The organism is Candidatus Albibeggiatoa sp. nov. BB20, assembly GCA_016744725.1.
In the GTDB taxonomy this organism is placed as follows: domain Bacteria; phylum Pseudomonadota; class Gammaproteobacteria; order Beggiatoales; family Beggiatoaceae; genus Albibeggiatoa.
Map to the genome: position 1 here is coordinate 1 of JADGDW010000052.1, position 24,893 is coordinate 24,893.

The following is a 24,893-nucleotide window of genomic DNA, read 5'->3' on the forward strand; positions in this document are numbered from 1 at the left end:
AGTCCTATATCACTTTAAAATAAAACGACTATACAAAGGGTTGCGAGTTTTCAAACAACTGGTAATCCTATCATCTAGTATCTTTATTATCTAATAGTTTAGATATCTTTGTCAGTTTCAGTAAATAGTACTTTTGTTTTAAAATGATATTGTTAACTGATAAAAACAGACAACGCTTTGATTGATATGACCACGAAAAATCAATTAACCCCAACCTTCAATATAGAATTGCCCCATGCCTTCCATGCAACGATTTATTCTTTTGTTTTTCTTTACAATTCAATTTGCCATAGCAGACACAACATTGCCCCTGGATTATCAAGTTGAAACCCAGTTAATTGAACAAAAACAAGCCTTGCTTGAAGATGAAAAATATAGTTTGATTGCGGTTGATAAAGCACTAACCCAAGCCCAAGCTGACTTCTCACAGCAAAAACAAATGTTACCTGAGCTTGAAATTACTGAAGCATCTATTGCAAGCATTGAGTTAGAACAAGAACGTTTACAAATTGAACTGGAAAATTTACAACTCAAATCCGAAACCAGAAAATCCCAAGTTTTAGAAAATAAACGGTACTTAGATACATTTTTGTCACAAATTAGTCTTACTTTGCCAGAACTTGAAAAAATACAGCTTGAAAAAAATATTGCTTTACAGAAACAACAAATGACCGTAGACAGATCATTATCTGAATTTCTCATCGCTCGCTTGATTATCACTGAGAAATTATTAAATGTAGTCACAGAATGGACTGAAACCTTACGCAACACTTATTTATTACGTGACAAATTAGATAAAAAAGCCAAAGCCAAACTCAAACAACAGCATTATTTAGAGCAAGCGGTTAATTTAAAGAAAAAATTACTCAGCGTAAAACCAACGGCCAAAATATTATTAGAAATCCAAATTTTAAATAATGAGGAATTAGCGGGGGAAGTATTAAATAATCTAAAAATCGACCAAATTAAACAACAACTTCAATTCTGGCAGCAAGAAATTACAACGCATAAAATCAGTCAAATACCTATTTTACAGGCTGAAAAATTATTAAGTGAGCGAATGAAACAACTTAATGAATCTAAACAGCATATTGAAGTTTTAGCTCAACTAATAGATAACAAATTAAATTTAAATAAACGAACGCAACAAAACTTAAGTAAACGAAGTGAGGCATGGACAGGGGAACTTAAGAAAAATTACAAAAAAGCTGATGATATTTTAAAGAGTATATATCAACGCCTTAATCAACAATTAGATGCTATAAGTATTTTGAAATTGGAAGCCAATACCCTTAATCAAGTGTTTACTGCTAATTATAAATCCGTATTACATCAAAAACTGATCCAACGCCGTCATTTTTTACAAACCACGAAAACCTTTAATGAACTGACGCTAGCGATTAGCCAATTTCCTGCTTTATTCTTGCATAGTTTGAATACGTTGAAAAATGAAGTCTATGTCGCTTTGGTTAAGTTACCATTTTCCCAGATTTTATTATTAGTATTTTGTTTGCAAATCTGGGTTTTAGCTCTGTTAAAACTAAAAATGCTGCTAACTGAAATTTCTGAATATTTAACTAAATTGCTGGTTGTGACTTTTATTGCTAATTTGGGTTTGGTTTTAGTGAATTTACTTAAGCGTAATTTAGTCTCCATTGCAGTGATTGGTAGTTTTAGCATTAGCTTGTATTTCATGCAATTACCAGAACAAATTCACTATTTTGTATTGGCTCTGATGCTGATTTTATTAGGGGCTCAATTATCAGTACACTTGGCTTTTTTACTTTTTTCCCCCTATTTTGGGGTTTTGCCGCGCTATCAGCAAGTTTATATACAAATTACTTGGATTGCTAGAATTTTGGCTTTAGCCGCATTAGTCACCACTTTGGCGCATCGTTGGCAAATTTCGCCATTAGCATTAGAAATCATTGATACAGGGTTTATGTTGTTGCTTTCTATCGCAATTATTCCCGCCATGAATATGCGTTATTTCTTGTTGTATCTGCTTGGACAATCCAATATTCAATATTATTGGTTGTTTGCAATTCGCATTATTACGCTACTTGTTCCACTATTGTTTTTAAGTGTCGCGCTACTGGGTATCATTGGCTATATTAATTTGGGCTGGATTATCGCCCAACAGGCATATTGGCTGATTTTTGTTTTAGTTTTGTGGTTGATTGTGCAAGGTTTATTACGAGATTTGATTTATATTTTGAAAAACTTTGTGATGCAACGCAGTCAATACGGTTTATTGTGGACACAAGATATTATTCCTCTTGGTCATAATTTATTAAATATTGGGCTTTTTATCTGTTCTTTTATGTTGCTGTCATGGTTAAATAATTGGCAAGATGATTTAGCATTTACGGGAGTGCGCCAACTCTTATTTGATGAAAAAATGATCCAAATTGGCCGCACTCACATGAGCTTTTCTTCAATCGTGTTTTCTGTACTTGGATTATGGGGTATTTTTTGGTTTGGAAGTTGGACACAACGTATTACTTATCGGTGGATTTATGCCAATATCCGAGATTTAGGCATCCGTAATAGTTTATCGGTTTTTACCCAGTATTTTATAGTTTTAATCGGTTTATTAGTGATTTTGCAAGTTTTAGGAATTGATTTAACCACTATGGCCGTATTTGCTGGGGCTTTAGGGGTTGGGATTGGTTTTGGTTTACAAAATATTGCGAATAACTTTATCAGTGGTATTTTACTGTTAATTGAACGGCCGTTGAAAACAGGAGATTTCGTCAATATTGGCGGTGTGCATGAAGGCGAAGTCACCCGAATTGGGATTCGTTCACTCACGGTTCAAGCATGGAATTATCAAGAGGTTGTTGTACCTAATGCGGAAATTATTTCCAACGCCTTTACCAACTGGACATTAACCAATACCATCATGCGAACCACTTTGAAATTTAGAGTGAGTTATGATTGTGATCCACATTTTGTACGTAACTTATTATTAGAGAAAGTGAGCGAAATCCCTGAAATTTTACAAGACCCAGAACCTATGGTGAATTTATGGGAGTTTTCTGAATATGCTATTATTTTTAGAGTTGACTATTATATTGATCTTAAAGAAAGTGGTACGTTTGGAGTGCGCACTAAAGTCAATTTCTTAGTATGGGATGAATTGCAAAAAGCGGGCATTAAAATGCCTTATCCTCAGCATGATGTTCTTGTGAAACAAGGGTCAGATTGTCAGGGGCAATTAGCGGATGATTTTGTGCCTGAGCCAGATGTGAGTGATAGCAGTTTGTTGAGTGGATGATCTGTTTTAGATGGTGGCAAATAATCTATAGTCAATTTTGTTTTTGGGATTAGGACTGGCAGTCCTATAAAATTTTAAATATCAATTACTTTTAAAACCAAGGACTGCCAGTCCTGTATCATCTTAGAGTAAAATGACTATATGCGGGTTATTGCCACCATGAAAAAGACTAATCAATAATGTTTGCTGCCCGTAATGTGGCTAACATTTCTCGCAGATTATCATAATCCGATTCTTGCGCCATATCAAAGCCTGTAATGCTACTTTTAATCTGAGTCAAAACAGGTAAATGCTCAGGTAAAGTCAAATCTAAAAAGGCTTGTTTGATTTTATTTTGCATATTTTGATCTAAGCCAGATCGCATTACAAAGACATGTTCAGAAATATATGGTGTCCATTCCATTACACGTAAATTATTTTTAGTATATTTAGTGGCGACCCGGGAATTGACTGCACCTGCATCATATTGTCCTAATAATACGCTTAATGCGACACTTTCATGATTACCTAAAAAACTGTAGTCAGCTAAGTCACTGTCTTTTACACCCGCTTTGAGTAGCATGTAATGCGGCACAATATGACTCATGGTCGATTTTGGATCACCAAATGCAAAGGTTTTGTCTTTTAAATCTGCTAAGCTTTGGATTGGACTGTTATTTTTAACCAAAATTCCGCCACGGTACTTACTTTCTCCATTGACTTCAATCCGACCTAGCAATATTTTTGAGCCATATTGTTCAAGTAGGTTAATGTAAGAAACAGGGCCTAAATAAGCAATATCTAAAAAGTCTTTTCCAGTCAATTCAATATGTTCTGAATAATCATGTGACACGGAAATTTCAACGGGTTTATTCAATACATGACTTAAATAATTTGCTAATGGATCAAAACGTTGCAACACTTCCGAAATGTTTAAATAAGGATAAACACCTAACACCAAGGTTTCGGCATAAACCAATGGTTGACTCAATAATAAAATAAACAGTAGCAATGAACGCCACATAATACCCCCCAGTATTGTTTTCAGATTTAAAATAAAAGTTATCTAGCATGGCCTTGTATATGTGCATGGCACAAAGCAACTGCTAAAGCATCGGCGGCATCTGTCAAAGGAATGGTAGGTAAATTGAGTAAAATTTTAACCATGTGTTGTACTTGCTGCTTTTCAGCATGACCTTGTCCAACCACGGCTTGTTTTATTTGATTAGGCGCATACTCATGCACGTTGAGAGAATGCTGAGTTCCAGCGACAATGGCCGCCCCTCTGGCTTGTCCTAATTTTAGTGCAGAATCTGCATTGCGCGACATAAACACTTGTTCGATTGCCATGTGTTCTGGCTGATACTGGCTGATTAACTCACTGACTCCTGTATAGATTTCTTGCAAGCGTCCCGGTAAATCAGATTGTTGCATCTTGATGCAGCCACAAGTAATAAATTTAGTTTGACGTTTAGAGATTTCTATTACACCAAATCCCGTAATTCTTGACCCTGGGTCTATCCCTAAAATGCGTAAACTCACAACCATCTCTGCCAATCATGAAAGTGTAAAATTATAACATTTCACTCATGATTATATTGAAATAACTATTTATCCACTTATTTTGCAATAACAAGCCTAAATCAGTACAAAAACTAGGTCATATCAAGATTTTTCGGTTCACTTCAATACTATTTCTGCAAATCTATTTAAACTAATATATTGCCTAGTCAGCTCATTACAATAGCTCAAAATATCATTTTTAGCGGTTTAGTTTAAGAAAGTAATGATTTGCTGGATTAGATTATGTTAAAAATGTGTAAAATCAACGCAGATTGTCAAAATAAAGCATGAGAACCACAAACCCTTAATTTGCAGTTCTAAAATCTGAATCTGACATTTTTTATAATAGTTCTGCAATCAGTTTGTCGTATGCTTTATACTTGTAATCTGCCATCGATTAACTGTAAGGTTTTATCCATTTTACTGGCTAATTGAGGGTCATGAGTGACTAATATTAAGCTAGTACCAACAGCTTGATTGAGCTCCAACATTTCCTCATACACTTTGTGTGCGGTGCGTTGATCTAAATTGCCCGTCGGTTCATCTGCTAATAAGCAAGTGGGCTTCGTCACTAATGCTCTTGCAATCGCTGCCCGTTGCCGTTCACCGCCTGAAAGCTCGCTGGGTTTGTGTTTTAAACGTTGACCTAAACCAACCCGTTCTAATATATCCGCCGCTTGTTGTTCTGCATCTTTGATACTATCGCCACGAATCAATAATGGCATACATACATTTTCTAAGGCGGTAAATTCTGCTAGTAAATGATGAAATTGATATACAAAACCCAAATGCTGATTGCGCCATAAACCTCGTCTTGCTGCACTCAGTTGGTTAATTTGTTGTCCTGCAACCCAAATATCGCCCTGAGTTGGCGTATCTAAACCACCTAACAAATGTAATAAGGTACTTTTACCAGAACCAGAATTGCCCACAATCGCGACTTGCTCACCATTACACACCAGCAAATCAATGCCGTGCAATACTTCAACCGATAAATCGCCATCATGAAAAGTCTTGTGTAACTGCTGACATGCCAAGGCAATATTACTCATAGCGCAATGCCTCCGCAGGTTGCGTTGTAGACGCTCGCCATGCTGGATAAACAGTGGCAAAAAAACTGATAATTAAAGAAGTTGAAGCAATTTTATATACATCACCCCAATGCAGGTCTGAAGGCAGATCACTGATATAATAAACGTCAGACGGTAAGAATTGCATATTAAACACCCGTTCAATTGCGGGCACAATGGTCTCCACATTCAGAGCTAAGCCAATCCCTCCAACTAATCCCAGCAATGTACCAAATACTCCGATAAATGTACCTTGCACCATAAACGTCAACATAATGCTTTTGGGAGTCATACCCAAAGTACGCAAAATGGCAATATCGGCTTGTTTATCTGTCACCACCATAATTAACGTTGAAACAATATTAAATGCAGCCACAGCAACAATAAGCGTCAGAATGACAAACATAACGCGTTTTTCCATTGCAATCGCTTTAAAGAAGTTAGCATGACGATATGTCCAATCGCGGCTGATATATCCCAAGGGTAATTTGCTTTGCAACTGTTTTGAGAAGTGAATAGCTTGATCCATACTGGTCAGTTTCAAGTTCAAACCATGTACGTTACCTATTGGTAATCGTAGTAATTTTGCAGCATCTTCAATGTTTAACAATACATAACCGCTGTCGTATTCATGCATCCCAATTTTAAAAATACCTTTGACTGTCATGCGTTTCATACGCGGAAACACCCCAATTGGAGTCACTGAAGTTTGTGGCACAACCACGGTAATTTTATCACCAACTTCAGCTCTCAGTGAATAAGCCAACTCATGCCCAATAATGACACCAAACTCACCTGCTTTAAGCTCATGAATACTGCCTTTTTGCATTTTTTGTTCAACTTGGGAAACTGATGTTTCTAATGCGGGATCAATACCATGCAAAATTGTGCCATATACATTTTGACTATGGGTTATCATTGCCTGCCCTTCAATGGTGGGGGCTGCACCTATGACTTCAGGATATTGTTTAAGTTGAGTCAGTTGCTGCTGCCAATCTGCAATGCTGTCTTGATAAAATGTGCCCACAGTAACATGGGCTGACATGCCGAGCATCCGTCCACGTAATTCTTTTTCAAATCCATTCATCACTGAAATCACCGTAATCAGCGCAGTTACGCCTAAGGCAATGCCTAAAATAGAAGTTAGCGAAATAAAGGATATAAAGTGATTACGGCGCTTTGCGCGGGTATAACGCAAACCAATGAAAAACGGCAGAGGTTTATACATAAATGGGCAACTTTTCTTGAGAATTCAGCATATTTGGCGATATTGTAAAATAATGAGTCGTTTATTTATAGTTTAAAACGGACAAGGACGTTAGTTTATTTCACCAACAATTTTGACTTCATATACAAGTTGAATGCCTGTATTATCGAAAACAGTTTGTTGCACAAAATTGATTAAACTTTCAATATCTTGTGCGCTGGCATTATCTTGATTAATAATAAAGTTTGCATGTTTTTCTGATACACATGCCCCACCCATTTTATAACCTTTCAAGCCTTGGGCCTCGATAAGTCGTGCAGCATGGTCATTAGGTGGATTACGAAATACTGAACCACAACTAGGCAAACCGATTGGCTGGGTTTCATTACGTTTTTGCATTAATGCTTTAATACGTTCTTGAGCGGCATTATCTGCCTGAAGAGATAATTTTAACTTTGCTGATACAAACCATTCATTTTGCAGACCTTTAACTTGCCGATAGTCAATGTCAAATGATTGGGGGTTACGCTTATATAATTGGCCTTGGTAATTTAATGTAGTGACGTTTTCAACTAAATTCCAAGTTTCATTGCCCCATGCACCTGCATTCATTGCCAATGCGCCGCCCATTGTTCCTGGTATGCCCGCTAAGAATTCTGCGCCACTTAATTGTTCTCGTGCTGAAAAGCGTGCTACTTTGGCGCAACTGACTCCTGATTCAACATAAATATGGGTACTATCAAGCATTTTAATTTGATTTAATAAGCCTGATGTGAAAATAACAATCCCACGAATACCACCATCTCGCACCAATAAATTGCTACCTAGACCAAACCAAAAAATAGGCATACTTTCAGGAATACGTTGAATAAATTGGGTCACATCACCCAAGTGTCTCGGTTTATACAGCCAGTCAGCACAGCCCCCTACACGCCAAGTCGTATATTTTGACATCGGTTCATTGGCTAACAGTTCGCCCTGTAATCCATGAATTTTAAAAGGAGGTTGGTTTTGTAACATAAATTTTATTGTGTTGAATGAGTAAGAGTCTAAAGCAAATAGTGTTTAATATAATCCTAATTATAATCTTCTACTAAGCCAGAAGTTGTATGAAAAGTATGCTCATGATAATCAAGCAAGCATAATACGCATCGTGACACATGAGGCTAATTTACCACGATAAGCTCTATAACCCAAGTCTCTATACCCTACAAAATTAACTAAGAATTTAAACTAGTGTAAATTAAATGAAACTTTAACAGTAAAAAGAAAATTGAGTGAATAGTAAATCAGCAGATCAGGAATAGAAAGGATAAAAATTAAATTATGTAACATATTGAAAATAAATAAATCACACCTATATTTTTTGGCATGTTATATAAAAGCATTGACAAAAACAAGAGATATAATGAGCAGCAGTTTAGTGGTAGAATTTCCAAGTAAAGCAAAGTTAGACTTAAAGACACATTGAATTAATTAGGTTAGTGATAAGCTTATGACTATCAAATAGTAAATGGATCAGCATTAGTATAGAACAAACTAGAAAAATGATATTTGTATCTAAAAGCAATAGCTCTAATCGATAGGAAAATGATGATAGCTTGTTCCCAAGCAGTTATGCAGCCCAAAAACTAATAGAAATACGCTTCTGTCACAAAAACAAGACATAATAAGTTATCATTGTATGCTTGTGATAACTTTTATTCATATCCCCACAAAGCCACTTATCGTATGCCAAAGTTAGAAATTTTAAGTCATTTACCTACTAAATCCTCTCAAAAACCACCTTTATTATTTGTACACGGTGCATTTGCTGGTGCATGGTGTTGGGATGAATATTTTTTACCCTACTTTGCAACACAAGGTTATCCTGCGTATGCCGTTAGTTTGCGTGGTCATGGAGAAAGTGATGGTAAAGCGCAGCTTAGTTTTACCACTTTAAATGATTTTATCAGTGATGTGCAATCAGTGGTTGAACAATTAGATAAACCACCGATTTTAGTAGGCCACTCTATGGGCGGTATGATAGTACAAAAATACATAGAAACACATCCTGCAACAGCTGCTATTCTGATGAATACGGTGCCGCCATCAGGTTTATCCATGTCAATGTTTTACATGGCAATGAGCAGCCCATTTTTGCTGATGCAATTAGGCTTAGTTCAAGGAGTGAGTCCTGTTTTTGCAACACCAGAAATGATTAAACAAACCCTGTTTTCCAGTGAAAATATCAGTGATGAAGTGTTACAAAAATTTTCCAGTCACTGGCATGGTGAAGCACAATTGGCTGTAACTGAAATGCTTAACTGGGCATTACCTAATCAATCCAATAAAAAACCAGAAATACCCATGTTGGTATTAGGCGCGGGCAAAGATGTGTTTTTCCCTCATTCAAATACTCGTATAACCGCTCACCATTATCAAGCTGATTCGCATATCTTCGAGAGTCTAGCTCATGCTATGATGTTGGAAAATGATTGGCAATCTGTAGCAAACTATATGTTGGAATGGTTAGGAAAAAAACAAATTTAAAGATTAAACAATATAATTGCTCTGAACACTGCCAAATATAAACAATCTATCTATACTAAAATTAATGGTGTTATAAACTTATATTGGTTTCACTAAGCTAAAATGACCCATTAGTCTCAAAGACCGTTTGTTTATTTGCAAAAAGCCCTATGCTAGATTCTAAGTTAGGGCTTTTTTTATGAGACAGATTATTTTAATAACGTGCAATGCGATTTGGGTATGTACTCAGAATAATTTTAATTCAAATTGATTGGGATATCTTATGATATTGGCAAGCAACATGCCTTATTCTCAATAAATGATGGAGCTTATAAATAGTAGAGATTGATAAGTCTCATCTGTATTCCATTTCATATTTTAGAGAAAATACCGTGAATAACATACAATTATTTAGATTTTATGAAATATTAGCCAAAATTCCTTTATTTAAATACAGTTATATGTTTAAAGTTATATTGGTTGTTTTGTTTGCTTCATTATTTCCATTATTAGCTGTTTTTGTTTATTTTATGCTATTTGGCCAATCCACCGCTTCATTATTAATTCCACTTATATTGACAAGCTTTAGCATAGGGCTCAATATTTTATTTTTATATCTATTGCTTAGGCCCATTTTTTTTACTTCTAAACAGCTTGATGAGTATGTCAATAATGATTTGCCATTGCACTTGCCTTCTGAATATAAAGACAATGTGGGCTTATTAATGGAGCATGTTCAATATGTCACGCAAAAATTAGAATTTTTAACCCGTACTCAAACTCAAGATAGCAACCTAGACCCATTAACAGGCGTACTTAATCGTCAAGCAGGGGAAGATCGTTTGCGGCAGGACATTGCACGTGCCTCACGAGATACTAATCGACTTTTAATTGCTTTATTAGATGTTGATAATTTTTCTCATATTAACGAGAATTTTGGGCGGCATATAGGTGATGTGTGTTTAACCCATATTGCTGAAGTTACAATGGATAATATTCGTAAAGGTGACTGGATTTCACGCTGGGGTGGAGATCGATTTTTGATGGTATTATGGAATTTTAATAATGGCGAACCACGTATCGTATTAGAACGGATCAAACAACAATCCGTGCATACTCCAATGAATGAATTGCTTAAATTAAGCTTGAGTATTGGTGCGTGTGATTATCAAAATGAAGTGGATATTGATATTTTACTAGGCAAGTTAAATGAGTGTATATATCAAGCGAAACAAACTGGCCATGGTGGTATCGAAATTTGCTCAAAATAAGATTTTAGGTGAGTTGTGCTGCGCTGCTATGATTCATTGACGGCTTAGCTTATATGAATATTCAAAAAATACCTATGAAAATAGTTAGATAGTTTGCACAGAGATTAATTTAATACGGCTTTTTAACAATGCAATCCAACAAAAAATCCTATCCTCATTCCTAAAATTAAACAACCACCAGCATCTTGCTAGCAGTTGTTTAATTTTAGGATTTAAGGATTGATATGTAAGATGTAGCTATATTCTGGCGACACCTTCTCCGCTGAGATTGAGCCACCATTTGGTACAGTTCTAACCGTTGTAATTAAGTAAGAACTTGGATTGATAAATGGTGCTGCTTGCATTGCCCTTACTCTGTCAAATGGGCGATTGTAAAAAAGCATATCTTTGAATTGTTCACGACCCGTTGCTACTGTTGTCGTGCTAATAGAAGCAAATTTAGTTGCATCAGAACTCCAATACAAACTACGACTGCCATCCGCTTCTGGATAATAGATATCTACTTCAATTTTGCTTGCACCAAAATCACCATAACTTTGTCCAAACAAACTTGATAAGCTAATGGTTTGAGCCTGACTGACAGCAAAAGCAATAAAACCTTTGGTTGCACTATCAATCCAACCGCCTGCATTCATATCTGTGGCAAAGTTTTGTCCATTTAACGAAATACCAAACACCCCAGTAGTCGCTGAACTCACACGAGACACATAAAAGCCCGCAGGTAATTCTGGCGAAGTGAGCTGTGTGCCTGATGTAGTCTCAATCGGCCCATATATAATGTTACCATTCGCGTCAGCAATTTCAATATTGACCGTGCCATTATTAATATATTCAAAAGCGGTAACCGTCATACTATCAGCTTGTTTTAAGGTGAATGTGGTAAAACCTACATAATCAGAATACAACAAACCACCTGTACTATAACCGCCTTCATTGGTCGTAGTTGCAACAGATAAGCCCCAAACACCATCAGAATTGCCTTCAGGTAAACGAACTTCAGCAATGTAAAACCCTGTTTTATTCATAGGCAAACTAAAATTACATTGGGTATTGGATGAGCAAGCTTGTGCCTGTGGCTGGGCTGCACCTTCAACAGTTAATGTAGGTTGTACAGTGGCTTTGGAGGTGGCTGTTTGCCATTGTTGATTAGTATCTAAATAATAGGTTTTGTAAGTCAAGCTAACAGGCATACAACCTTGTTCTGGTGGTAAACTTACGTCACAATCATAAGGGCCATCAGCAATTAAATAATAATCTCCATAAGTATCACCTTGTAAACGCGCATAAAAATCAATATTTTCGCCATTGCTATAGATACTTTTATCTGTGTAAGCTTCGAACAAATTACTGGTTGGACTTGGTAATTGAAATCCTGCTAATAATAAACGCACTTTACGATGATCGCCTAAAAACATCACGAATAAGCGATTGTTAAAGATTTTAGTGCGTACTTTGCCTTCCACCGAAAAGTTGAAAATAGGCTGGCGTGCATCCCAGTTCTTACCATCATAGCTATAACGGTACATTGTGCCACCGTATTGCACTTGAGACGCATGAGCATCAATTGGTTGGTCAGGAGAATTATCCCAAATACCGTGTAATCCACCTGCATCATCAATAGCCAAACCCAATGCAGACCCCGCACGATGACTGGTAGTCGATGAGCTTTTACCTGCGACAGTGTGCGTATCCCATGCACCCGGACTCAGGTCATAACGCCCAATACGGTTAGATGTGCCGTTGTGAATCCCACTTGCATCGGTCGCATAACGATACATACCAATCACAGGATTACCATTTTCATCGATTAACATATCTGTCCAAAATTCATTTTCAGACAGCGAACCTGTGTTATCAAAAATTGATGGTTTCCAGCTTTCGCCTTTATCATCAGAATAAACATAAATTAAATTATGCCCAGCCCCTGCTGGAAAATGTACAGCTGCTTGCCCAGGATTTGCGGTTGGATATTGAGCGCGTAACTCATCAGCATTTTTATCACCATAACTCAAATGATAACGGCCTGTGTTTGGATCAATGATAAAGTCTGCTAAACGATATTCTTGTAAACCTGAAGCCGTTAATAAATCAGAGAAAACTTTAGTTTCAGTCCCTGTCCATTGACCATCTTGTTGCTTGTAAAAAGCCAATGCACGCGGGTTACGAGTCGATGTTTTGTTATCGATTTCATATTCACGCACAAAAATCATTTGCCCATCAGTATCTAAACGCATTTTGGTATGATAACTACCTGCTGATATATTGGACTTTTCACTTGCGACACCGTTAGAAATCGTTTGATAAACTAAGCCTGTTGCATGGGGAAAATCTACTGTGACAGGGATAGTAAAATCACGCTTAACCAAATAGCTAACATGCACCGTACCATCAGTTCCCAAAATAATATTATTAGAAATTGAACCTGTATCGCCATATTCTTCTAAGATTACTTTAGAACTTGCGTCCCATGTACCACCAATTTGTTTAGTGGCATAAATAATTTGCACCCGCTCTGCACCAGATGGCTCAGGCCGCCCGTAAAGAATATGAATTTTCCCTGTGGCATCGATTGCAAAATCATAGGAATAAATCCGCCGCGAATAATCATCTTCAGAATATTCGATAGTATCATCTGATAATAACGTTAGCTCTGCCCAAGCTGGCGAACTAATCACAAATAGTCCAAGAACAAGCCAAAATAAAGAACGAAACATAAAAAAAATTACCTCCAAAATTATTTATATCTAAGTTTGATAATAATAATTGTTTGTAGAATTAAAATCAGCATAGCCAAGCTGAAAAATATAATAATACCTAACCAAAACCAATGTTTATAACAACTGACAAGTTGTACCGTTTTTTCAGGCCACAAATTATCTACAATGCTATTAAATCGCTGTGATGCAGACTCAATTGGTGCATAGCGAAATTGATACATTGTATTGTTGTAAATATCATTAAATTCTGTCTGTTTATCTAGCAAAATAGCGGAGAAATGTTGTCCATAAATACTATTTCCTACAACAATATTCTCAATACTGGGTAAAAAATCATACAAACCTTGATCGGCTGGATTATCTGTTACTGCGCTGCCAAGTAAAATACCAAAGAAATGAAATTGGCTGTTTTCGCCTTGGTTATTACTCAATATACTGTTAAATAATAATAAATTACGAAACCCAGATCGTACAATTTTGATTCCATCTCCTGCATTATTTTGCACACTATTTGATAAAATTACGTTGTAAGCTGCATTATCTAAAGAAATCCCTGGTAATTTCGCAGTCGAAGAACCATCAGCTAATTTACCGAAATCAAACACAAAATCGAGTCTTAAATCATGATCTGTTTGGCGTTGTCTAAACCCATTGCTGGTAATTTGATTAAATCGGATGATATTCAAAGCCGATCCACCATCCAAACATAAACCTTCTTTATCATTCTCAGTTAATTGATTGTTCTGAATTATATTTTCGACACCACCATCCATATAAATACCTGAAGCTTTATTATCTTGAATGATATTATGTTGGATGATATTAAAACGTGGTGTGGTCAAATTAGCTTCATGGATTGCAGTCTCAACAGCTAAGCGATTGTAAGTTTCTTCATTTGTTAGCATGCTGTTCAAAGGTGTATCTGTCAGTACAAGGCCTGCGTGCCAATTAAAATAATCTGCTCCATCAACAATACTATTATGTTGGATTAATAATTTCTCCACGCTCCCAATTAACGATAAACCGCTATTTTTGCTAGATTTTATAATATTTTCCTCAATCTTGCCAAATTGGGTTTTACCTTGAACTACAATGCCCCGTTGATTATTATCTAATTGTAGTTGGCTTAGTTCAAATTGTTGGCAATTTTTAATATAAACAGCAATATTAGCATTTTTTATTTTAAATCCTGAAATGGCAAAGTTTTGCTTGTTTTCTGCAATAAAGACATTATCTTGGTCGTTAGTATTTACAATATAAGTTTGATTGCCTTGTAGTTTTATATGACTAGGTAGATAGATAGGATTATTAAATAAAAGTTGAGATGATGTAATATAAATATTTATTTTTGCAGATATTGATTGCAATAACTCATTTAATTCTTGCGTGGTTTTTCCAGAAAAATAGTAATTTTGTTCAAATTGAATATTTAATTTAGATTGAATTTCTTGTAATAATCGCTGATTAAATATATCGGGGTCATCAATATTGGAAAATGCTAATTGTTGTGCATGAATACGCTGCATGACCTGACTGTTTTTTACTGCATTTGAAGCGGAGCTGTCCTTAGGAGCACGTTCAAAAGGCGGCAACTGATAAGTCGAAAACAATGCAGAGGCATAAACATTGGTTTGGATAAGCAATAAAAAACAGAAAATACGAAATATCATAGAATAGTAAGCCTTTTACTCTATATATAAGTTGAACGATGAGAAAAATATTATAATCAATTTTGATGCAGACGTAATAAAGAATCATATTTCCAGTATTGATAGTTTAGTTTTTGTCTAAGTTTCTAAATATGGCCTCTTTTTTAAGATTTACCTATGAATAGCCATCGTGTCTACATTTTATCAAGCTTTTTTTTGGTAGATTGACAGCATGATGATAAAAAAACACTTGACGTAAATCAAAATTACCGCTATTTCTTAACCTCGTTACCAATTAGCCGAGAAGTTAATCGTTGTGAGCAAGCATCTAGTCATTGTGGAATCTCCTGCTAAGGCGAAAACCATCAAAAAGTATTTAGGAAAAGATTTTGAAGTCTTGGCCTCCTATGGTCATGTGCGTGACTTGTTACCCAAAAAGGGTGCAGTTGAGCCAGATAACGACTTTATGATGCACTATGAGATGTCTGCTAAAAGTGGAAAACACGTTGATGCAATTAGCAAAGCGATGAAAAAAGCGGACATTTTGTATCTTGCGACTGACCCTGATAGAGAAGGTGAAGCGATTTCTTGGCATTTACATGAATTATTACAAGAACGCAATTTGATACAAGACAAACCCGTACACCGGGTAGTGTTTCACGAAATTACCAAATCGGCGATTCAAGAAGCAGTGGCGAATCCGCGCGATTTATCCATTGATATGATTGATGCACAACAAGCACGACGGGCTTTAGATTATTTAGTGGGCTTTAATCTATCTCCAGTGCTTTGGTATAAAGTGCGCCAAGGTTTGTCCGCAGGTCGGGTACAAAGCCCCGCTTTACGTTTAATCGTGGAGCGTGAAATTGAAATCGAGCAATTCAAACCTAGAGAATATTGGACGATTGATGCAGATAATAAAAAAGATAACAGTAAATTCAGTGCAAAATTAACCAAATATGCTAATGAGAAAATCAGCCAGTTTACAGTGAATAAAGAAGCGGATGCCACACGGATTCGTGATGATTTATTGGCTCAAGCACAGGGCAAATTAACCGTGCTTAAAGTTGACAAAAAACAACGTAGAAGACAACCTGCTGCCCCTTTTACCACCTCGACATTGCAACAAGAAGCAGCGCGTAAATTGGGTTTTACCACTAAACGCACCATGATGACTGCACAGAAATTGTACGAAGGTATCGACACGGGTGAAGAGGCTGTTGGTTTAATTACCTATATGCGGACGGATTCGGTGAATTTAGCCAAAGAAGCAGTGGAAGAAATTCGCGACACGATTACCCAGCGTTATGGCAAAGAAAATGTGCCCAGTCAGCCGCGTGAATTTAAAACCAAATCAAAAAATGCCCAAGAAGCCCATGAAGCGGTGCGCCCAACTTCAGCCTTTCGACATCCTGATGAAATTAAAGCCTCATTAACTCAAGATCAATACAAACTGTATAACTTGATTTGGAAGCGGACTGTGGCTTGTCAAATGGTGCACGCGACCTTGAATACGGTGGCTGTTGACTTGGTTTGTGGTACAGAACAGAACATATTCCGTGCCAATGGTTCTGTGGTTGCTAAACCGGGCTTTATGTTGGTTTATTTGGAAGGTGTTGATGATAAGAAAGCCGAAGATAGTAATGACGATGATGAAAAATTATTGCCTGAGATGGAACAGGGTGACATCATTGATTTATTAGGCATTCGTGCTGACCAACATTTTACCGAGCCGCCACCGCGTTACACTGAAGCCAGTTTAGTTAAAAGTTTAGAGGCATTTGGCATTGGTCGGCCATCAACGTATGCGTCTATTATTTCAACGCTACAGCAACGTGAGTATGTGATTTTAGACAAAAAACGCTTTTATCCAACTGATGTTGGGCGTATTGTTAATAAATTACTGACTGAGCATTTTACCCAATATGTAGATTATGATTTTACTGCAAAACTAGAAGATTCATTGGATGCCGTTTCACGCGGTGAGCAGCAGTGGAAACCCCTGATGAAAGAATTCTGGGGCACATTCAAGAGCTTGGTTGATGAGAAAATGGAGACCGTTGATAAAAAAGACGTGACCCAAGAACCATTGGATGAAAAATGTCCCAAGTGTAAAGCCCAATTAGTGGTTAAATTAGGTAAAACAGGGCGTTTTGTTGCTTGTACCGCCTATCCAGATTGTGATTACACGCGCAATGTAGATGAAGATGCTGATGCCGCTGCCGCACGTCAATCGGTACAACCTCAAGTGGTTGAAGGACGAAAATGTCCACTCTGTGATTCTGAATTGCATCTTAAAAGTTCACGCAGCGGTAGTAAATTTATCGGTTGTAGTCAATACCCGAAATGTAAACATGTTGAAGCGGCAGACGAAGATAAAACAGGGATTGCATGTCCAACTTGTCAGCAAGGCCAATTGATTCGACGTAAATCACGCTTTGGTACATTCTTTTATTCTTGTGATCGTTATCCAGATTGTAAATATGCGGTTTCACATCCACCATTGAAAGAGCCTTGTCCTAAATGTAATTGGCCGATTCTCACTTTGAAAACCACGAAACGTTGGGGAACAGAAAAAGTATGTCCTCAGAAAGAATGCGATTTCAAGGAATCGGTGGTAGTGGAAACACCTTCAGAAACAGTACAGTAATACGTTAATCAGCTTGTTGTACTGAATGATATAGTCAATTTCGGTTTGTAGGACTGGCGGTCCTTTTATACTTTAAAATAAAACGACTATACATTTTAGGATTGATAGTGCTTCAAGAATTATCAGTCCTGCCAATAGGCGTAAAAAAACGATGACAAAGAAAAAGCCGCGAACCTTCAAAAGATTCGCGGCTTTTTTATTTCAATAATTATTGTTGATAGGTTTATGTATTAACCCGCAGCGGTTGCCATATTTTTCTGTATCGCAGTGGCTTTGCGTTTTCGGTAACGTTTATCCATTGCAGCCATAATACCGCCTAACGCCATGAATAATGTACCAACCCAAATCCAACGAATAAAGGGTTTAAAATACACCCGAACTGCCCACGCATTATTGCCAACAGGTTCGCCTAATGCCACATATAAATCGCGGAATACAGTGACATTAATCGCCGCTTCCGTCATTGGCATCCGTTGTACCAAATAAAAACGCTTTTCAGGTCTTAACTCAGCAACCATTTGCCCTTCCTTCTCAACCGTAATCAAACCTTTATCTGCACGATAATTAGGCCCATCAAATGGTTTAATTTCTTTCAAGGTAAACTGATAACCACCGACTTCAATCGGCTCATTCAACGCCATCCGCACATCGCGTTCCACACTAAATGATGTGGTCAAAGTAATGCCGATAATGAACAGTGCAACCCCAAAATGGGCGATTCCCATCCCGTAAAAGCTGGCAGGCAATTGAAATGCAGCTTGAACTGGATTGTTTTTATTCTTCAACTTATCCATAAATGTCCGCATACCTGTGAATATCACCCACATAGCTAATGCTACACCGGGCATCACAGCTAAGCCTTTCATACCAATGAATAAGTAGGGAATGGCAACCCCAACAATAATGCTTAACACAAAACTCACTGCTAACAATCTTGCTAAGTTGCCAATTTTGTCTTGTTTCCAGCGCACCATAGGGCCAACACCGAGTAACAACATTAACGGGAACATGAATAATACAAACATTTTATCGAAATAAGGAGGACCTACAGAAATCTCGCCTAATTTCAACGCATCGATGAATAAAGGATACAGTGTACCGATTAAAACGCTGGCACAGGTCACTAGCAATAAAACGTTGTTGATTAATAAAAATGATTCTTTAGAAACCAGACCAAAATAACCACCTTTGCCGACTTTCGGCGCACGCCAAGCATATAACAACAGTGAAATACCGACGACAACACCAAGGAAAGCTAAAATGAAAATACCGCGTTTTGGATCGCTGGCAAACGCATGAACTGAAGTCAATACGCCAGAACGGACCAAGAATGTACCTAGTAAACTGAGTGAGAAAGCCAAAATGGCGAGTAATACAGTCCAGTTTTTAAATGCTGCGCGTTTTTCTGTGACTGCGAGAGAATGAATCAGAGCTGTACCGACTAACCAAGGCATGAAAGACGCATTTTCCACAGGGTCCCAAAACCACCAGCCGCCCCAGCCTAATTCGTAATAAGCCCACCAACTACCCAGAGAAATGCCTAAAGTCAAAAAGACCCAAGCAATTAATGTCCAAGGTCGTGACCAACGCGCCCAAGCACTATCTAACGAACCGCCTAACAAGGCTGCAATCGCAAATGCAAACGCGACTGAAAATCCCACATAACCCATATACAACATAGGTGGATGGATGATGAGTCCGGGGTCTTGTAATAATGGATTTAAATCACGTCCATCAGCAGGAGGAAAAGCTAAACGATCAAATGGATTAGAAGTCAGCACCATAAATAGCAAAAAGCCCACACTAATAAAACCCATCACCGCAATCACTCTGGCAGCCATTGGGCGCGGTAAGCTGCGGCTAAAAATCACAACCGAGACTGTCCATAGTGCAAGAATTAACGACCATAATAACATTGAGCCTTCATGGCCACCCCATACACTGACGATGCGATAATGTAACGGTAAAGTACTATTTGAATTCGACGCAACATAGGCAACGGAAAAATCATTGTAAATAAATGCGTAGGTTAAACAGGCATAGGCTAAGACTAAAAATATAAATTGTCCTGTTGCTGCAGGTCGTGCGACGGCCATCCAATTGGGTGCAGCACGAAATGTCCCCAGCAAGGGGAATACAGTCTGCACAATGGCTAAGCACAGTGCGAGAATCAGTGAAAAATGTCCGAGTTCTGGAATCATGAGTAATCTTTTCGATTTTTAATTGGCAGTTTTCGATTTAAAAGACAGTTATTCTGCATTTTTCTCTTCAGCAGCAGTTTTTTGCTTTTCAAGTGAACGAGCAACTTCTGGTGGCATGTAGTTTTCATCATGTTTGGCTAAAATTTCAGAAGCGATAAATAAACCTTCTTTCTGCATTTTACCAATCGCAACGATACCTTGTCCTTCGCGGAATAAATCAGGCAGAATGCCTTCATATTGAATCGCAATCGTATTTTGATAATCCGTAATATCAAACTTGATTTTTAAGCTGTCTTCAGTGCGTTCTACACTCTTGTCTACAACCATTCCACCCACTCGGATTTTTTTATTTTCAGGGGCTTCACCCGCTACAATTTGGGTTGGGTCAAAAAAATACAACATATTCTCTTGAAACGCAGTTAAAGCAAGGGCTGTCGCTGTACCAACTCCCAATAAAATTAAAAAGACAACGGCCAGTCTTTGTTTACGTTTGGCTGTCATGACGTTGTTCCCTCCGAGCTTTTCGCGCTAATGTTTTTAATAAATTACGCTCACAAAATATAGGGCTAATGGCGGTTGCGAGTAAAACAATGAAAGCAATTCCATAACTCGACCAAACATAAAAGCCATAACCACCCATATTAAAAAATTCTTGCCATGAATTCATGGTTTTTCCTCAACATTTGGGTTTTTGGATTATAGCAAATTCTTTACAGTTAACAGTAAAAAACTCAATTGAAATTGCAGAGCTGATCATAAGCTATGATTATTGGAATAGAGGTTTTAAATCTTTCACAAAATTACAGCAGTTATTAATGACCATTTGAAATTATAAATTAATATGTTTTGCTTGATATTTTGAGGATAAAGTGAATTTTTACTTGAGTTGCTTTTTTTGTTTTGCGGCTGAAATCTAGTAAAATAGTTTTTTATCAATTTGTTTAAAGACCCATTAGAGGTGTTCATTTTTTCATCTCTGACATTCAACAATATAATTATTTCTCTTAAATAACATTCCTGTTGTAAACTTATACCTTTTCCCATTCCCAATCTATACTAAAATACTGCTATCAGCACTTCACAAATAAAGAGAATCCAGTGAGTACATACAAAGATACATTAAATCTACCACAAACTAAGTTTCCCATGCGTGGCAATCTGCCGCAGCGTGAACCTGAGATGCTCAAGCATTGGTATGAATTAAATATTTATGAAAAAATTCGGGAACAAGCAGCAGGTCGAGACTTGTTTGTACTACATGATGGCCCTCCGTATGCCAATGGCGACATTCATATCGGTCATGCTGTCAACAAAATTTTAAAAGATATGATTATCAAGTCTAAAAATCTCGATGGCTTAGACGCGCCTTATGTACCCGGTTGGGATTGTCACGGATTACCAATTGAATTACAAGTAGAGAAAAAAATAGGCAAAGTTGGCAAAATTGAGCCTTCAAAATTCCGTAAGGCTTGCCGTGAATATGCGAAAAAACAAATTGAGCGGCAAAAAACTGATTTTAAACGTTTGGGCGTGTTGGGTGATTGGGATAATCCCTATTTAACCATGAATTTCCACACCGAAGCCGACATCATTCGCTCATTAGGGCGGATTCTTGATGCAGGACATATTGAAAAAGGCTCAAAGCCCGTTTATTGGTGCACTGATTGTGGTTCGGCATTAGCAGAAGCGGAAGTGGAATATGAGGACAAAGATTCTTTAGCGATTGATGTGCGTTTCCCTGTTGCTGATGAAACCGACTTTTTAAAACGTTGCCACCACGTCCCAGAACATACTGGACAAGGCGCAATTTCCGTGATTATCTGGACAACCACACCGTGGACATTACCTGCTAACCAAGCAGTGAGCGTCCATCCAGATTTAGAATATTCAGTGGTGCAATTTGAAAACGGGCAACGTGGCATGGAACGTTTCGTGATCGCTGAAGCCTTATTGAAAGAAGTAATGGCGCGTTATAACGTTGAAGATTATCGCGTGGTTGCTTACTGCCAAGGTAAAGATTTAGAACATTTACAATTACAACATCCATTCCATAAACGTGAAGTGCCAATGATTTTAGGCGAGCATGTGACCACTGAAGCGGGTACAGGTTGCGTACATACTGCACCGGGGCATGGTCAAGAAGATTATGTGGTTGGACAAAAATATAACTTAGAAGTAGTTAACCCTGTTGATGGCAGTGGTAAATTTATTTCTGATACCGAATTTTTTGCAGGTAAACACGTCTTCAATGCTGACCGTGATGTGATTGATGTGTTGTGCGAACGTGGCAAATTAGTCCATGAAGAACGCATCCGCCACAGTTATCCACATTGCTGGCGACATAAAATCCCTGTGATTTTCCGTGCAACACCACAATGGTTTGTCAGTATGGATAAGCAGGATTTACGTGAACATGCGACCAAGGCGATTGAAACCGTTGATTGGATGCCTGAATGGGGAGAGCAACGGATTGCCAGCATGATGCAAAATCGGCCTGATTGGTGTATCTCGCGTCAACGTTTATGGGGTGTGCCGATTGCCTTGTTTGTGCATAAAGAAACTCAAGAATTGCATCCAAATACCCATGATTTGATTGAAAAAGTCGCGCTTAGAGTTGAGCAAAAAGGTATTGAGGCATGGTTTGAATTAGAGCCAGCAGAACTACTCGGTGACGATGCGGAACACTACGAAAAAGTCAGTGATACTTTAGATGTCTGGTTTGATTCTGGCGTGACCCACATGAGCGTATTGGAAAGTCATAAGCAATTGGCCGCCCCTGCTGATTTATATTTAGAAGGCTCAGATCAACATCGTGGCTGGTTTCAATCTTCGCTTCTCACTTCAATCGCGATGCACCAAGACAAACCACCGTATCAAGCTGTATTAACGCATGGTTTCGTGGTCGATGCGCAAGGGCGTAAGATGTCAAAATCCTTGGGCAATGTGATTACACCTCAAGATGTGATTAAAAAACTAGGGACAGATATTTTACGTTTATGGGTTTCTGCAACGGATTATAGTGCTGAAATCAATGTGTCAGATGAGATTTTAAAACGGATTGCTGATGCTTATCGCCGTTTGCGTAATACTTCGCGTTTCTTATTAGCAAATTTGCATGACTTTGAACCAGAAAAGCATCTTGTTGCGCCTGAAGACATGCTAGCTTTAGATCGTTGGGCGGTGGATCGTGCGTTTCACCTGCAACATGAGATTATCAAAGCCTATGAAACCTATAATTTCCATTTAATTTACCAAAAAATCCATCATTTCTGCGCCGAAGACATGGGACGGGTTTATTTAGATATTATCAAAGACCGCCAATACACTTGCCAAACTAACAGTATTGCTCGTCGTTCAGCACAAACAGCGTTATTTCATATCGTCGAAGCCTTAAGCCGTTGGATGAGTCCAATTTTAAGTTTTACAGCGGATGAAATCTGGAAATATATTCCGGGTGAGCGTAGCGAATCAGTGTTGCTTGAAACATGGTACAAGGGTTTATTCGCGCTAGATGCTGACAGCCCAGTATGTGCAGAAACATGGCAACGTGCATTCCAAATCCGTGAAGCAGTATCCAAAGAAATCGAAAAGTTACGTAATGACAATAAGATTGGCGCATCATTAGAGGCTGAAGTCGACATTTATTGCGATGATAAATCATGTGGTTTATTGGATGTGTTAAGCAATGAATTTCGTTTTATCTTGATTACCTCTTATGCTCGAATTCATCAAGCGTCAGAACGTACCGATGATGCAGTAAATTATGATGGTTTCTGGGTTAAAGTAGCTGCAACAGAACATCAGAAATGTGAACGTTGCTGGCATTATCGGTATGATGTCGGTATAAGCGAAGAACACCCAACTTTATGTGGACGTTGCGTTGAAAATGTAGCAGGTGAAGGTGAAACTCGTAAGCTAGCTTAATTTTTGATTAGAATCATGCAGGGTGGAATAGCATAAGGTTTTCCACCAAAATCGATGGCTATTGACATTTTTGCGTAAGGCCAGTTATTTGAATTATTTAAGAATCGTATCAATCACATTGGTGGTAGATGCGATTCTTTGTTTTTGTAGGCTCAACAAATTTAGCAGCTTGTTCTCAAAGCGGCATTCCTAAAATATCTTGGGAAATTCAATAATATAAAATCCTAACAATGCATTCAATAAAGCAATTTTTTTAAATTGTCTTATTTCATCAACATGAATTGCCACAGGTATTATCTTATGTTCAGCTAATAGCCGTGCCCGCGTTGTTCCTTTTAATAAAGGCGTTTTTGGTGTAAGCCAGACTTTCCCATCCCAAAAAGCTAAATTAGCAATAGATGTATCTGTAACAAATTTATTTTTTAAAATAATAATATCATCAGCCTGTTGCTTTTGAGCCGTGAACAGATTCAATGCTTGGCGATCTACATATTTAAACGAATACTCTAACTCGTTCGCTTCAACCAATTTAAAACGTTTTAATACAGGCATTTGGTATGAAATGAATTCCACTTTTTCAATCTGTTGCTGATACAAAACACGACACCGATAAATACCTTTTGCAGGTGCTGATTTAAATAACAAAGACAAATCGATATCCTGTTGACATCCAAATAATTGCTGCTGGGTTTGATTAAATCGCTGTTGATGCCATATTAAATTTTGCGCCTTCCCATCGACGCATTTAATTGTTTCTAGTAATTGACTCATTTAGTATCCTTTCAAATAAAGCCATCTCATCTAATAAATTACCCATCAAATAAAAAGTAGCAAATACTAATTAAGATAAATTTGTTTTATCCCCTATACA

16 protein-coding genes are annotated in these 24,893 nt (G+C 37.6%); 5 read left to right on the forward strand and 11 right to left on the reverse strand.

What is annotated here, in order from left to right:
- Positions 1-304 precede the first annotated feature (304 nt).
- Positions 305-3,280, forward strand: a complete 2,976-nt coding sequence (locus ABXH34_RS07840) for a mechanosensitive ion channel domain-containing protein (RefSeq protein WP_353571318.1) — start codon at positions 305-307, stop codon at positions 3,278-3,280.
- 169 nt (positions 3,281-3,449) lie between these two features.
- Here ABXH34_RS07840 and phnD read toward each other — a convergent pair whose 3' ends face one another.
- From phnD to murB, 5 genes are all read right to left on the reverse strand, one after another.
- Positions 3,450-4,283, reverse strand: a complete 834-nt coding sequence (phnD, locus tag ABXH34_RS07845; RefSeq protein ID WP_353571319.1) for a phosphate/phosphite/phosphonate ABC transporter substrate-binding protein — start codon at positions 4,281-4,283, stop codon at positions 3,450-3,452.
- Between the two features lie 38 nt (positions 4,284-4,321).
- Positions 4,322-4,801 (reverse strand): crossover junction endodeoxyribonuclease RuvC, encoded by a 480-nt coding sequence (gene ruvC / locus ABXH34_RS07850; protein WP_353571320.1) that lies wholly within the window; start codon positions 4,799-4,801, stop codon positions 4,322-4,324.
- Positions 4,802-5,196: 395 nt separating this feature from the next.
- A complete protein-coding gene (lolD, locus tag ABXH34_RS07855; protein ID WP_353571321.1) occupies positions 5,197-5,874 on the reverse strand; it encodes a lipoprotein-releasing ABC transporter ATP-binding protein LolD in 678 nt (225 codons plus the stop codon).
- The gene (locus tag ABXH34_RS07860; protein ID WP_353571322.1) at positions 5,867-7,120 is read right to left on the reverse strand and encodes a lipoprotein-releasing ABC transporter permease subunit; all 1,254 of its coding nucleotides are present in this window, start codon (positions 7,118-7,120) and stop codon (positions 5,867-5,869) included. The genes lolD and ABXH34_RS07860 overlap by 8 nt, the downstream gene beginning before the upstream one ends.
- Positions 7,121-7,210: 90 nt before the next feature.
- On the reverse strand, positions 7,211-8,119 hold the full coding sequence (gene murB / locus ABXH34_RS07865) for a UDP-N-acetylmuramate dehydrogenase (RefSeq protein ID WP_353571323.1): 909 nt from the start codon (positions 8,117-8,119) through the stop codon (positions 7,211-7,213).
- A gap of 711 nt (positions 8,120-8,830) precedes the next feature.
- Between murB and ABXH34_RS07870 the strand changes: the two genes are divergently transcribed.
- The gene (locus ABXH34_RS07870) at positions 8,831-9,631 is read left to right on the forward strand and encodes an alpha/beta hydrolase (RefSeq protein ID WP_353571324.1); all 801 of its coding nucleotides are present in this window, start codon (positions 8,831-8,833) and stop codon (positions 9,629-9,631) included.
- A gap of 662 nt (positions 9,632-10,293) precedes the next feature.
- Positions 10,294-10,881, forward strand: coding sequence for a GGDEF domain-containing protein (locus ABXH34_RS07875; protein ID WP_353571325.1), 588 nt, complete (start codon positions 10,294-10,296; stop codon positions 10,879-10,881).
- Positions 10,882-11,093: 212 nt separating this feature from the next.
- Here the strand turns inward: ABXH34_RS07875 and ABXH34_RS07880 are convergent, their stop codons facing one another.
- Both ABXH34_RS07880 and ABXH34_RS07885 read right to left on the reverse strand, forming a co-directional pair.
- On the reverse strand, positions 11,094-13,595 hold the full coding sequence (locus ABXH34_RS07880) for a hypothetical protein (protein ID WP_353571326.1): 2,502 nt from the start codon (positions 13,593-13,595) through the stop codon (positions 11,094-11,096).
- A 20-nt stretch (positions 13,596-13,615) separates the two neighbouring features.
- Positions 13,616-15,268, reverse strand: a complete 1,653-nt coding sequence (locus tag ABXH34_RS07885; RefSeq protein WP_353571327.1) for a right-handed parallel beta-helix repeat-containing protein — start codon at positions 15,266-15,268, stop codon at positions 13,616-13,618.
- A 295-nt stretch (positions 15,269-15,563) separates the two neighbouring features.
- Here ABXH34_RS07885 and topA point away from each other — a divergent pair, with 295 nt between their 5' ends.
- A complete protein-coding gene (gene topA / locus ABXH34_RS07890) occupies positions 15,564-17,897 on the forward strand; it encodes a type I DNA topoisomerase (protein WP_353571328.1) in 2,334 nt (777 codons plus the stop codon).
- A gap of 230 nt (positions 17,898-18,127) precedes the next feature.
- Here the strand turns inward: topA and ABXH34_RS07895 are convergent, their stop codons facing one another.
- From ABXH34_RS07895 to ccmD, 3 genes are read right to left on the reverse strand one after another with little or no spacing between them, the layout of a single operon-like run.
- On the reverse strand, positions 18,128-20,098 hold the full coding sequence (locus ABXH34_RS07895; protein WP_353571329.1) for a heme lyase CcmF/NrfE family subunit: 1,971 nt from the start codon (positions 20,096-20,098) through the stop codon (positions 18,128-18,130).
- Between the two features lie 48 nt (positions 20,099-20,146).
- A complete protein-coding gene (gene ccmE, locus ABXH34_RS07900) occupies positions 20,147-20,599 on the reverse strand; it encodes a cytochrome c maturation protein CcmE (RefSeq protein ID WP_353571330.1) in 453 nt (150 codons plus the stop codon).
- Positions 20,583-20,765 (reverse strand): heme exporter protein CcmD, encoded by a 183-nt coding sequence (gene ccmD, locus ABXH34_RS07905; RefSeq protein WP_353571331.1) that lies wholly within the window; start codon positions 20,763-20,765, stop codon positions 20,583-20,585. Before ccmD ends, ccmE begins: the two co-directional genes overlap by 17 nt.
- Before the next feature lie 431 nt (positions 20,766-21,196).
- Here ccmD and ileS point away from each other — a divergent pair, with 431 nt between their 5' ends.
- Positions 21,197-24,022, forward strand: a complete 2,826-nt coding sequence (gene ileS, locus ABXH34_RS07910) for an isoleucine--tRNA ligase (RefSeq protein WP_353571332.1) — start codon at positions 21,197-21,199, stop codon at positions 24,020-24,022.
- Between the two features lie 189 nt (positions 24,023-24,211).
- On the opposite strand, the gene ABXH34_RS07915 is transcribed toward ileS, so the two are convergent.
- Positions 24,212-24,793, reverse strand: a complete 582-nt coding sequence (locus ABXH34_RS07915) for an aminotransferase class IV (protein ID WP_353571333.1) — start codon at positions 24,791-24,793, stop codon at positions 24,212-24,214.
- Positions 24,794-24,893: the final 100 nt, after the last annotated feature.

Excerpts from the sequence above, each read along its gene's own strand:
- ccmE (WP_353571330.1), bottom strand. The coding sequence starts at position 20,599 with ATGACAGCCAAACGTAAACAAAGACTGGCCGTTGTCTTTTTAATTTTA.
- ABXH34_RS07860 (WP_353571322.1), bottom strand. The coding sequence starts at position 7,120 with ATGTATAAACCTCTGCCGTTTTTCATTGGTTTGCGTTATACCCGCGCA.
- ccmD (WP_353571331.1), bottom strand. The coding sequence starts at position 20,765 with ATGAATTCATGGCAAGAATTTTTTAATATGGGTGGTTATGGCTTTTAT.
- ABXH34_RS07880 (WP_353571326.1), bottom strand. The coding sequence starts at position 13,595 with ATGTTTCGTTCTTTATTTTGGCTTGTTCTTGGACTATTTGTGATTAGT.
- ABXH34_RS07915 (WP_353571333.1), bottom strand. The coding sequence starts at position 24,793 with ATGAGTCAATTACTAGAAACAATTAAATGCGTCGATGGGAAGGCGCAA.
- phnD (WP_353571319.1), bottom strand. The coding sequence starts at position 4,283 with ATGTGGCGTTCATTGCTACTGTTTATTTTATTATTGAGTCAACCATTG.
- lolD (WP_353571321.1), bottom strand. The coding sequence starts at position 5,874 with ATGAGTAATATTGCCTTGGCATGTCAGCAGTTACACAAGACTTTTCAT.
- ABXH34_RS07885 (WP_353571327.1), bottom strand. The coding sequence starts at position 15,268 with ATGATATTTCGTATTTTCTGTTTTTTATTGCTTATCCAAACCAATGTT.
- ABXH34_RS07895 (WP_353571329.1), bottom strand. The coding sequence starts at position 20,098 with ATGATTCCAGAACTCGGACATTTTTCACTGATTCTCGCACTGTGCTTA.
- ABXH34_RS07870 (WP_353571324.1), top strand. The coding sequence starts at position 8,831 with ATGCCAAAGTTAGAAATTTTAAGTCATTTACCTACTAAATCCTCTCAA.
- murB (WP_353571323.1), bottom strand. The coding sequence starts at position 8,119 with ATGTTACAAAACCAACCTCCTTTTAAAATTCATGGATTACAGGGCGAA.